Annotated in this window: 1 protein-coding gene (only partly in view); it reads right to left on the bottom strand. The window is 63.9% G+C overall.

The whole window is internal to a putative Ig domain-containing protein gene (locus B7X90_RS01135) on the bottom strand: the coding sequence, 37,350 nt in all, runs 8,439 nt past the left edge and 15,723 nt past the right edge, and what appears here is coding positions 15,724-28,911 — codons 5,242 (complete) to 9,637 (complete); reading right to left, the first codon wholly in view occupies positions 13,186-13,188. Both codon boundaries (start and stop) fall beyond the window edges.

Raw genomic sequence — 13,188 nt, 5'->3', positions numbered from 1 at the left:
CAACTGCGCCACATCGAGGATGACGACATTGCCGACGCCGCGATAGTGCGCGTAGAGTTTCTGGCCCGAACTGTCGATCCGCAGTTCTTCGAGGAACGCCAAGGGGATCGGCGTGGTCGATCCCACAAGGATCGGATTGGCGCCGAACGGGTCCTTGATCACCAGAATCTTCGATCCGGTGACGTAGAGATCTTCGATATCCTGCCCGTTCTGCTGATCTGGCCCCCAGTAAGCAGGCGGCAGGCCCCATTCGGCGACGAAGGCATATTGGCGGTCCGGCGTGACTGCCACGCCCGAGGCATAGTGGACGTTGAGATCGTTGATACGGCCTATCGAGAACGATGCCTCGTCGGTCGTGCGTTTACGGTCGACTGTCACCGTGTAGCCAGCGACAGTGAACGGCTTGTATTCGACGCCGGTGGACTTTTCGGTCAGGCTGGTGCCGATGACCTGCGGCCCGCCGAATTCGAGCACGAAGTTCAGCGGATCGTCGTTGGCAACCTCGATCAGGCGCAACCCGTTGTCGCGGTCTCCGCGTGAGACGTAGACCATCTTGTCAGGATCGGTGGTGGCCTGGATATCATAGACTTCGACCCCGCCATCGAGCTTGGCGATGATCTGGCGCCATTTCTTGGGGTTTTCGCCCGCCTTGGCCACGCGATCACCCTCGTCGGTGTTGATCACCATGACGAGGCCCTTGTCGCCCTTTTGGCCATAGACCCAGCCGCGTGACCCGAACAGTTCGGACACCGGCACGCCCACATAGAGTCGCGTGCCATCGGCGTTCAATGCCATGCTGGTGATATGGCCGAAGTTCTGGCCCCGGCTGACGATGCTGACGTCAATCGCGCCAAGCGCGTTTTCGACCACTTTGAGGTAGTTGGCCGACGAGGGGTTGATGTCGATCACGTAGACTTTGCCGAGGCCTGCGGCGTAGAGATAGCGGTTGTTGGGATCGACCGCGAGCGCGGTGACCGCACCTCCCGGTATCTCGATCATCTGGACACCGGCCTTCGACGGATCGGCATCGTATTGCTGCAAGGACAGCGTATCGATGACCGCGATGCCCTTGTTCGTGGCGGCAAAGGCAGCGCCAAGATCGGACGTGGTGACGATTTCATTCACCGATGCCGGCTGATTGTCCGCTCCAAAAAGCCTGATCGTGTGAAACAGCCGATCGGCTTCCTGTTCGGTTTCGAAATTGCGTTTGAGATCGATAACAAGCACGCCCGTGGTCGAACCGACGAAACCAAACGAGGCTTTGTTGTCCACCTTGATCGAGGCGCTGCGGATCGTGCGGTCCGGCAGGCTGTCCTGCCGGGGCCGTTCTACGAAAATCTGCGTGGAGCCAAGCAAAACGCTGCGGCTGGTCCGCGCTGTCAGGATCGCCGTGCCATCAGGCCCGGCAACCACCGTCACCTGATCCTTTGACAGCACGATTTCCTGCCCGCCGTGGCGCAGGACCAGATCGATTTTCGACAAGTCCGCGCCGGGATTGTCTATAGTGATGACAAGCTGCGAACCGCCGTCATCAAGCAACCTGGGCTGAACGTCGAGGATGACCGGCCCTTCATCGCTCTGGTCTTCGGCTGCAGGGAATTCCGCATAGATCGTGCGGTTGATTCTCAAGGTATTGGCGGTGGGTTGCAGCGTAACCTTGTCGTAAGTGCCATCACCCGCCTGACGGAATATCTCCACCGCTGCGCGCGCGGCGAGATCGGGCAATTGCGCAATCATCAGGCCTAGCGACGCAAGGCCGAGGCCGACGATGCCGCCTGCTAGCCCACCTCCGGCTGCGATGCCCACCGCCGGCATGAAGACGAAGAAGTTTGCCAGCTTGAACCCGGCGTTGACCGCCAGCGTCGGGACGGGTTCGCCCAGGCGGCCAACGAGAATGCGGGCGTTCTTGCTGAGGCCGGGAAATGCATTCTCGGCAACGCCAGGGTATGGCGGGGACTTGACGCGGGCCATGCCATCGGCGTCGATCGTGCCGGAATCGAGCACGTTCCAGACCTTCTGGAGTTCCCCGTTTTCACCGACAGGCAGTTCCTGTTCGACGAATATCCATACCTGATCACCGACATTTCCGGCCCCTGCCGGGACCGGTACGGCAAGTTGCACGGCCTCGGTCAAATCGCCGCCGTCGACATTGAGATCGAACGCAGCGACGAAATCGAACAGGTCGGGCGCAGGGATCGGAATGTCGAGTTCGGCCTCGGTCACGGACTGGATCGTGACCGTGGCATCGGCGCTCAGCCCGCCGGGGCCGAAAGCGATCATGATACCGTCGGTGCTGCGGATGATGCCACCGTCGCTGGCGTCGATTGCCGCCGTATTGCCGACTACCGGTGCCTTGACTGCCACTTCGATCACATCCTCACCGCGCGCGTGGATCACGGTAACGGTGGTGCGCCCTTCGCGCAGCGCGGTCATCACGCCATTGGCATCGACGCTAACGATGGAGCTATCGCCCGAAACATAGATCGTGGGCGTTTCGGGATAGTCACTGGCGAAGATCGACTGAGCGGGATCGAGGCTGACCACGATCTGGCGCGTGCCGCCTGCTGGCAGTAGCGTGACTGCATCGGGATAGGCGTTGATGCTGTAGATCGACGTCAGCGTTTCACTGACCGTTCTCGGTTCCCCGCCCGAAACTGCGGTGGCGGCGGATATCGAGCCGTGCGTGACTTGCAGGTAGGTAGATCCCGGACCAGTTGGGCGCAGCAGGCCATCAGCCGAAATCGTGGCGACACTGGCATCGCCGATGCGCGTGGTGACATAGGAATAGGGCAGGAAGACGTTCGCCTGATCCGCGAAAGTGCCGATGAGGCCCGTGCGGAACTGCTCGGTGATGGAACCGAACTCTATGTCGCGGGCTTCGAATTCTATGGCTGTCAGCGGCGCATTGGAGACGTTGAGCGCGAGCCCTGCTGCGGCCGAGCTGCCGAAGCCGTCATCGGCGGCGACGCGCAAGGTGGCGTTTCCGGCATAGCCCGCGTCGGGCGTAAAGATCAGGCTTTGCCCATCTGCCGTAAGCCGCGCGGTGCCACCGGTTACTTCGACGACGCGGAAGTAGAGCGCATCGCCATCGGGATCGCTGGCGATATCGGACAGATTGATCCACATCGGCAGATCGACGTGGGTGAGCAAATCGGGCAGGACGGCTGCCACTTGCGGCGCGCGGTTGGCGATGAAGCCGAAGTTTGCGGCAAGCACCTGACGGTCTGCGGCATTGATCGCGCCATCGCCAGTGATGTCACTGCCCGGCTGGGCGGCAGCGAGCGCCGTGCTGTCCAGACCATCAACGCTACCATCGGCGTTCAGATCGCCTGCGATGCCAAGTTCGAGTGTGTAACTGCCGGTGCCCGAAAGGCGCAGAAGGTGCAGGCCCGCGCTTTCTATGGCAAACAGTGACGTGCTGGTCGTGCCAGCGGTTGTGCTGGACAGCAGGCGCACGCCGTCGATGGCCGGGGTGGCTGCGCCTTCGGTCACCACGCGCAGGATCACCACGCCGGTCGGGGTCTTGGCAATCTCGCTTTCGCGGATGGTGAAGGCGTAGCTGGCCTCACCTGCTCCGCCCAGCGAACCGGAGACGGTCTGGCCGGTGAAGCTGGCGGCAACGGCAAGGTTGGCGATGACCGGGGACTGTGTGACCGTGTTGCCTTCGCCATAGGCAATGCTGCGGCCTGTACCTGCGCTTGGCAGTTCGAGGATCATGCGGCCCTGTGCATCATAGGCATAGCGCGCGCCTGCGCCGGTCGAAAGATCGCGCGCCACCAGCACGCGGCCGACAGCATCGTGTTCTAGCACGATGGTGGTGCCGTCGCTCGCGGTCAGGCGGGCGATGTTGCCCGACGGATCGCGCACGAAGGCCAGCGACTGGCCACCTGCAGCGACGATGCCGTTATCGCCCACCAGCAGCGTGCCCGCCGCCGTTTCGATTGCCACGGTGCCGCGCGTGCTGTCAATCGCATAGGCAGTGCCATCGGGCGCGGTCAGGCGATAGTCGGCATCGCCGAAGACGCTGGCCGCAGGGTTATAGGCAATGCCGGTTTCGACCGAGAAGAACCCGGCGCCGACACTGCGCAACTGCATGTCAGCCGATGTCAGGACATAACCGTGGGTGCCATCGGCGACGAAGGCGGGGCGATAGAAGGTCTGGCCATTGATCGTTTCGGCCACTGGCGCAAAGGTGAACGCTGCGCGCTCTCCGGTTGGCAGCGTGAGATAGACGCGGGTGCCCTGCTCGAACGCGGGCGGGGCGCCATCGGCGCGCAAAGTGCCGCCGACCGAGCTTTGCAGATCGACGTCGATGCCGAGATAGCCCCACTGACCGGTCTGGGAATCATAGCGGCGTTCGAGTTCGAACGGCACGCTGCCGATGGTTCCGGCATAATCGGTGGCGGTGGTGACGAAGCGCCCGGTCTTGTTGGCCCCGCTGCGCAATTCGACGGCTGCGGTGGCCACGCTGCTGCGACCGGAAATGTCGGTGGCGCGCAGGCGCAGGGTGTAAAACCCATCCGGGCGCGTGCGGGCATCTAGCCCGGCCAGCACGCCGGACGTAGGACCATCGCCGCGCGCGAGAATGACGGCCTCGCCACCGGTGGGGACCAGTTCCAGCGTCCAGTCATCCAGATTGGCGTCGGTGATCGTGCCGGAGATGTCGATAGCGCCATCGACCAGCGCATTGGCGAGATTGCCCGCGAGGCTGAGGAGCGGCGGGGATTGGTCTAGCGGATCGCGCACCTTGAGCACGCGCGTAGCAGTCGTCTCGCCGCCATCGGCATCACGTACGGTGGCGACCAGCGTGTACTTCCCGGGGACTGGCGCGGTGATCGTGGCGCGGTTGTTGGCATCGAGCGTCTGGGCCACGCCGTTCAGCGTGAGCGACACGGTAGTGATGTTTGACAGGCTTGCGGCCTGAACGGTCACGATTACCGGGGCACCCGGTACGGCGGCAAAGCTGGGCGTCAGTTCGATACGTGCGGTGGGCTTTATGGGTTCGATCAGCGCGCGCAGCAGGATCGTCTTGCGGGTGGTCGCCTTTCCATCGCTGACCAGCAGGGTCACGACATGATCGCCGATCTGGCCCGGTCCCGGCGTCCAGACGAATTCGCCGGTGGCGGCATTGAGGGTTGCGCCCTCGGGCAGGTTTTCGGCGGTGAACGTTAGCGTATCGCCCGCATCTTCGTCGCTGGCGTTGATGGTGAAACGCTTTTCCTCGCCCACGGTGAAGCCATGGTAGCCTTCATCGATCACCGGCTCGCGGTTGATGTCGGCCACGCGGATCACGACCGAAACGTCGGTGCTGGCCCCGGAAGGATCGACTGCGCGCAGCAGCAGGACGTGGTCGCCCTGCTGATCGAAGCCCGGTGTCCATTGGAATTCGCCGCTGCTGGGCACGAACAACGCGCCTTGCGGCAGGCCGCTCAGGACGGCAAGCTGCACCGGATCGCCGTCAGGGTCCGAAGCGCTGGCGCGGAACACGAGGTCGGAGCCTTCGCGGACCAGTTGCAGGCCGATGGGCACGATGATCGGAGCCTGATTGGCATTGGCGACGGTGAGCGTGACAGTCTCGGCGCTGACCGAATGGCCATCGCTGGCGGTGAAGGTGACGCTGTAGGTGCCGGACTGGTTGCCCGCCGGGGTCCAGCGGAATGCGCCAGTGGCCGGATCAAGCACTGCACCTTCGGGCGCGCCGCTCATGCGGTAGGTCAGGCGGTCTGCGTCGGTGTCAGCCCCGCGCACGGTGAAGGCCAGTTCCTCACCTTCACGCGCCTGCTGGTCGCCCACGGGGGCAAGCTGCGGGGCGGCGTTGGCGGCGCGGACGGTCACGTTGAAGGTGGCGCTGTCGGTGGCCTGCGTGGTCACGCCGCTGCCGCTGTCGCGCACGGTCAGTTGCGCGCTGTAGCTGCCGATCTGGGCGCTGGTGGGCGTCCACGTGATCAGCGCGCGGCCATAGACCGAGGTGGGCGTGACGGTGGCTCCGGGCAGGCCGGTGAGCGCGTAAGTGAGCGCGTCCTCGTCCATGTCGGACACGTCGACCAGCACTTGCAGGAGTTCGCCCGCCACGGCGGCGGCATCACCGAGGTAGCCAAAGACCGGTGCTTCGTTGGGGCTTTCCACGCTGATGTTGAAGGCGTAGCCGCCTGCCAGGGGCTCGGTGCTGCCGTCGCCATCGTCGGTGGCAACCACGATGATCGTGTAATCGCCACGATCGCCAGCGCCCGGCGCGATGCGCAGCACGCCGGTACCATCGCCATTGTCGGTCAGCGTGACGAAGCCAGGGAGCGGGCGGTAGGGGCTTTCGTTGACGGCTTGCAAGACCAGCGGGTTGCCATCGGCGTCGCTGGTGCTGACCGGGATTTCAACCACTTCGCCGCGATCGATCGTGACGTTCTCGATCGGACTGACCACCGGGCGGCGGTTCTGGTTGAAGACCTTGATCGGGATGTCGATCTGCGTCGACAGCGGGGCTTCGGTGCCATCGCCGGTGTCGGTTGCGCGCAGCCGCACGACATGTTCACCCACCTGATCGCCGCGCGGCGTCCAGTTCAGCGTCATCGTTTCGGCATCGAAGGTTGCGCCATCGGGCAATGTGCCGATCACTTCGACGTTGACGGTCTTGGGCAGGTCGGTGGTCTGGAGCACGGTGCCCGAGGCATCGCGGAGCGAGGGCGTGTAGTATGGATTGTCAGGATCGAAGGCGAAGGCGGTGATCGTCAGCGGCTGGCCTTCGAGCACTTGCCAGCCATCCTGATTGCTGAATACCGGCGCGCCATTGGCGTTGAACACGGTGACGCTGGTGGTGAAGTTCACCTCGCTCTGGCCGTCCGATACGGTGAAGGCGAGGTTGTAAGTGCCCTGCTGGGTGAATGTGGGGATCCACTGGAATTCGCCGGTGATCGGATTGAGCACGGCACCGAACGGCAGGTTTGCACTGGAGAACGTGAGGTCGCGGGCGGGATCGACGCTGGCCTGAATCTGGAAGCGAACGAAATCGCCCTCACGCGCCGTGCGGTCTGCGGGGATGACGACTGTGGGCGGCTCGACGGCTTCGGCCACCGACAGGCGCACGACGATTTCCTCGCTTGCGATGCCGTCGCTGGCAAGGAAGCGCAGGTCGTATGTGCCTGCCGCGCGGTAGTCTGCGCGCCAAGAGAAGCGGCCTGTGGAGGAATCGAACACTGCGCCGCCGGGCAGGCCATCGGCCACGAGCGTCAAGGTATCCTGATCGGGATCGACGGCTTCGAGGGTGAATTCGAAGAGTTGGCCCTCGGCCCCCTCCAGCGCAACGGGAGGCTGGTAGAACACGGGCGCGCGGTTGCCGCCGGTCACTTGCAGCTCGAAGCGGAGCAGGCTGATCGCGCCGCGTGTGTCGATGGCCTGCACGATCACTGGCACATTGCTCGCGGCATCGGCAGCAACGGTCCACGCGATGCGTCCGGTTTCGGCATCGACGGTCATGCCCGCAGGGGCCGTGAGCAGGCCAAAGCGGATCGCCTGCCCTTCGGCATCGGTGGCGCTGGCCTGATAGGTGAAAGCTGCGCCGATGGTCAGCGGCGCGGTGGGCAATGCGCTGGTAAAGGTCGGTGCGGTGTTGGGCAGCGTGCCTGCAACGATGCCGGGCACGAAGGACAGGCGCTGCGTGCCGGTGGCCATGCTCACGGTGCGCCCGGTGGTCGATTGCCCGGCTTCAAGGATGCCGTTCAGCGGCAGCGATGCGCCAAGGTCGATCAGCCATCGGCCGTCTTCGCTTTGGCCTGCGGCATCGATCGGCACGTTGTCAAAGCCTGCCAGCGGATCGATCGTCAGCAGTGCAGGCAGCGAGATCGGCCCGTCGGTGCGGTTGGTGACGACCACTTCGTAGCTGACCGTGCCGGTTGCGCGGTCGAGCCGGGTGTTGGTGAAGCGCAGGTCTACGAGTGCGCTGATATCGTCGAAGGCTTCGAACTGCGTGGCGTAGTTGACTGCCATGCGCTGCCCGTACTGGCTGGTCAGCGCTGAACCGGCGGTCAGGGTGTAGCTGTCGGCCAAGAGAACGCCGAAATTGAGATAGGCGGTGCGAGTTGCAGCGTCATAGGTGACCGAACGCGCGGCCAGAGTGCCGACGGTTTCCCCAGCCAGCGTATAGTAGGTTGGGTTGAGCACCGATCCTGCATCGCTTGCAGAACCGACGAACATGTCCTGATCGAACGTGACCGAGAGAAACGCCTGCGGCAGCGCGATTTGCGCACCGGCAGGCGGATTCGTGGCGATAACCACCGGCGCGGTTGCCGGGGCGACGAGGTCTACCTGATTGGACTGGCTGATGAGCAGGCGGCCATCGCTGGTGGTGTGCACCACATCGCCGCGCGTACCGTCGCTGGCCACGGCGATGCGGCGCATGGTGGCAAGATCGACCATGGTCAGTTCGCTACCTGCCTCGGCCACCCCGGTATCGGCCACGGTCCCAGCGGTGTGCGAAACGAAGAGCAGGTCTGCCAGCGCCGTGCCCGCCTGTCCGAACGCGATGGAATCGACCGGCGCATCGAAGCGCAGCATGGTTTCCGCGCGGCGCAGATCGGTGAAGCGCACGACCTGTTCGCGATCAGGCCAGGTCACACCCCACAGCGTACCTTCTGAATCGAACGCGAGACTGCCGACGCGCAGGCCTTCATCACGGCTCCACTGTTCGAACAGGCCGGTGTCGGGATCGAACGTGGACACGCCGCCATTGGTGGAGACGAAAATCTCGCCGCTATCGGGATCGATGGCGAGCGCGATGGTGACGCCGTCACCATAGCGCTGGAGGATCTGCCCGGTGACCGGGTCGAGCCGCAGCAGTTGCCCGCCGCCGGTGGTGGCCCAGAGCCGTCCCTCGACGTCGAACGCCATGTTGAACACCGGCACATCGAGCGTGACGAGCGGTTCGCCAACCACGCCTCCATTGCCGTCGACGCGCCAGATGCTGCCGCGGTTCGGGCCGCCGGAAACGAGTAAATCCCCGTCCGGCGTTTCGACAATCGCCATCGGGCCGATCCCGGCATCGCTGGTGCCGATGCCGGTGGCAAAGGCGCGGGCGATGAAGGGGCTGAGCACGTCTTCGAACTCGCTCGGCGCGGTCAGCGGATCGGCGGCGGGGACATTCGCCTGCGCTGCAAGGAACAGGGCGTTGGTCGAAGGTTCGGGCGAAGGCGCAGGCGGTTGGCCGAAATTGGGCGCAGTCGTACCCGGCACCATCGGCGTGCCGCCAAGGTTCACCGGAGACCCATCGGCCACAGCGTTCACGCCGGGGCGCGGCACTTCGACATTGCCCGCGACATCGGTGGCGAGCGCGAGGAATTCGTAGGTCTTGCCCGCTTCCCCTTCAAACACCAGCATACCGGAACTATCGGTCAGGCGGCGCTGCCATATACGGAAATCGCCACCGTTTTCGGCAACATAAAGCGTGACGTGGCGGAAGCCGGAACCTGCGTTATCGTCGCGCACGTTCCAATCGACCTGAAAGTCATTAGTGGTGCCGACGCGCGCGGCCGTGATCGTGCTGTCGGGTGCTTCGGCATCGATCGCCTGCGAAAGGACGGTGGTGTCCTCGGGCGCGAAGCCGGTCATTTCCACGCGGGCAGAGGCGCTAATCCGGTCTCCGGTCTGAACCGTATCGCCCGGCTCCACGCTCCACGCGACAAAGCCTGCACCGCTGCCCAGTGCATTGTTGGGCGCGAGCAACCCGCGCGTGGTGTCTTCCAGCACTTCACCTGTCAGCGGATCGATCGCCTGAATCAGCCAGCTTGCCGCAGCCGGTTGCTGGAAGAGGTCGAGCACCGCGCTGACCCGCAGCACGAAGCCGCGCGTGGCGGTGAAATCGATCTGCGCCTGAAAGCTGGTGCGGCCATCGGGAACGTCGATGGTGATATCGCCGATCTTGATATCGCCGAAGGTGAAGCTGCGCGGATCGAGCATCGGATCGAGTTGCGTGGTGACGCGGATTTCATTCACGTAACCGCCCGAACCTTCGGCATTTTCAAAGCCGACCGAATAGGGCAGCGCTGCGCCGCCCGGCAGCCAGCCTGCCGTATCGAGCGTGGACGGCCCGGTGATCGAGGCCAGCCTGCCCACCTCGCCTTCGCTGCGAAAGACATTGCTGAAATCAAGCGCGGCAAACGGGTCACCGTCGACTGGTTCCGGCCCGGTGATCTGGAAATCGGCTGGAAGCCCAGCGCCGCGCTGATCAAACGAAAGCCACGGCACGAAGATGCGGAAGGCCTCGAACGCGGTAGGGTTGCTGAGGCCGAGGTCATAGTCGGCAAAGTCCGGGAGCGCCGGGATTGGCACTTCACCGATGTAGCGCGGGCTTTGGCGCGGATCATAGAAATCGATGTCCGCCATCTGGCCATCCTTGTGGCCATAGAGCGTGCGGAGTTGTTCGAAGAAGCCGATCAGGTCTCCGCCCGAGCGCACTTCACTGCCTGCGGGGCCGAACAGAATGCCCGACGCCAGCACGGCCATCTTGGAGACGACGTGCGACTGCGTGCGGATCGGTGGCACTTCGCCTTCGGGGCGGAGCAATTGCGCTTCTTCCAGCGCAGCGAGGAACAGGTCGGTCCATTCCTGTTCATTCGCGGCCAGTGCCAGCAAACCGGGGGCGGCATCGTCGGCTTCGAGGATCGCGGTGCGCAGCGCCTTGGCCTCAGCGGTCTGGAACGCCACGAATTCGGCGCGCGTCATAGTTGTCGCGGCGGCCATGATGTGGAAGCGATAGGGGATGAACGGGATTTCGTCCGTGCTCGGCACCGCCGTGTTGGCGTTGTAGAGGCCAGCAAAGTCAAGACCTTCAAGGATGGCCCCTGCTCCCGGCACTTTCTCTTCGACGTTCTCCTTAACGGCTTCCCACCACTCTTCGATGTTGCTCTCACCGCCTGCAAGGATGTCGTCGAGTTCGGGGAACACCGTCTCCATCTGCGCACGGAACGTTTCGAACGCGCGGTCGGCCATGGCTTTCAGGCCGGGGTAGGTCAGGACATTGAAGGTAAAGCCGGAAAAACCGTTGGCGGGCTGATCGTAAAGGAAGCCGGACGTGATCAGCTGGCCGTTGGTGTTGGTGATCGATTCAAGGTTCAGCCACGGCACCGCGCTGTTGGCAGAACCTTCCGCGCCATCGGGCACGCCGCGCACGTTGGTGTAGAATTCGAGGAATTTCAGGCCATAGACGTACTTGTTGAAGTTCAACTCGGGCACGCCCACCTGAAAATAGGTGTAGGGCGCATCGAGGTTTGCAAGGTTCTGCAGTGCCACCGAATAGGTCGCCTGATCGCCCGCCAGAATCACGCGCGGGCCGCCCACGCCGATGGTCACTTCCGGCTCGATCCCGCGTTCGATCAGGAAGCGGTAGGGTTCAGACGTCTCGGACCCGTCGGGGTTGATGATCTTGAGATCATAAAGTCCGTGCGGCGCATCGGTGAAATCGAACGTGGCGATGATGGTTGAAGCATCGACGACTTTCATCGCCACGGGTTCATATTCGGCAATGCCGGGGCGCGAGAGCTTGACGATTGCGCCTTGCCGGAACTGTGCGCCCTTGATGGTGGTGGTAACGAACTTGCCGTCACCGCCGGTGTCGGTGTCGATGTCGGTCACTACCAGCGGAAGCAAATCGGACGTAATCGTCACCGCGCTGCCCTCGTCAGGGCCGGAGAATCCGCGCACCAGCACGTAATAGGTGCCGGGTTCGGTATCGGGCACGATCGCGGTCAACTCCTGCGCAAGCGGGCCGGTATAGGTCGCATCAAACTGCGCCGAGGTGGGCGCGGCATCGTGGCGCACGAAGACTTCGTTGATCGCGCGCTCGTCGTCCGAGGACATGCGCAGGCGCAGCGTTTGGCCTGCGGGCACGACGATGCGGTAGAGCCGCTCCTGCCCCGGCTTCAGGTCCACCGTCAGCGGCACGCCCAGCGTCAGCGCATCAACCGAAACGCTGATGGCACTGGCCGAGGCGGTGGTGTTGTTAGCATCGCCGGTGTCTTCGGCCAGCTGGTTGCGCGCATCGGTGCGCACGATCACGCGGTAATCGCCCGCTGCCGTCCCCGGCAGGCTGGTGGTCAGTTCGCGCGTATAGGTCTGGCCGGTGGTGAGCGAGCCGGAAAAGTCGCCATAGCCCAGCAGCGTATCGTTGATGTCCCATGCGGCATCGGCGGACAGATAGACCGCATCGGTCCAGCTGCCGCTGGCCGTAACTGCGCTGATGTTCTCCACGGTCCAGCGCACAGTGACGGGATCGCCCGGTTCGGCGCTGGAGGGGACGACGATATTGCCCACGCGGATGTCGGTCGGCGGAGGCTGATCGATCAGCACCGGATCAATGGTGCTGCGCGCGTTATTGCGCTCGTTCGCCTCAAATACAGCCCCGGTTGCATCGAAGCGGGCAGGATCGGTGATTACGAAGACGTAGTACGCCTCGGTGCCAAGATTGGTCGGCATCGTGAATTCGGTGCTGGCGTCATAGCTTTGCCCCCCGGCAAGACCGCCGGTGTGGCGGACAGACCCCAGGAAGCGGTCCGAGGTCAGATCCAGGAACGGATCGCGCGAGAGATAGACCAGATCGTCCCAGCGCGCCTGCAATGCGGGCGTATCGCCGCCGCTGTTGATGACGGTATATTCCACCGTGAATTTCTGGCCGCGCACCACGCGGTCGGGCACCGACACTGCGCTCACCATCAGATCGGGCGGGCTGTAGGGCGTCAGCGTGATCGCTTGCGATGTGGTGTTGTTGCCCTCCCCTTCGAATTCGCGCACCATACCGCTGGCGCTGCCCGAAACACCTTTTAACCGGGAGGAGAGCGAGCTGGCCCGGAAGCCCGATTCCGACGGCCCGGAATCGGCCATGGCGATCACGTGCAGCGGCCCCTGCAGCTCGAACGGAAGGGTGACAGTGGCGCGGGCAATGTAGGAATCGCCCGGGTTCAGCACGCCGTTGTGCGGCACTTCTGCGCGTACCACCACACCGGGCGAGATTTCGCGGCTCATCAGCCAATCGCCATCATCGAGCGAAGCATCGAGCGAGAGGTAGAGCCGGTCGGTCCACGCATCTTCGCGGGTGCCGCGGGTGCCGGTGTTCGTCACGCGGAAGCTGATTTCCACCGTGCTGCCTGCGGCCAGCGTATCGTCGATGGTCAGTTCGGTGACTTCAAGGTCTGGCTCGCGGTAGACCAC

The sequence above is a fragment of the Novosphingobium sp. 17-62-19 genome, assembly GCF_002256775.1.
GTDB lineage: Bacteria > Pseudomonadota > Alphaproteobacteria > Sphingomonadales > Sphingomonadaceae > Novosphingobium.
Note: the sequence above shows the minus strand (reverse complement) of the source record. Positions and strands in the feature narration are given on the sequence as shown.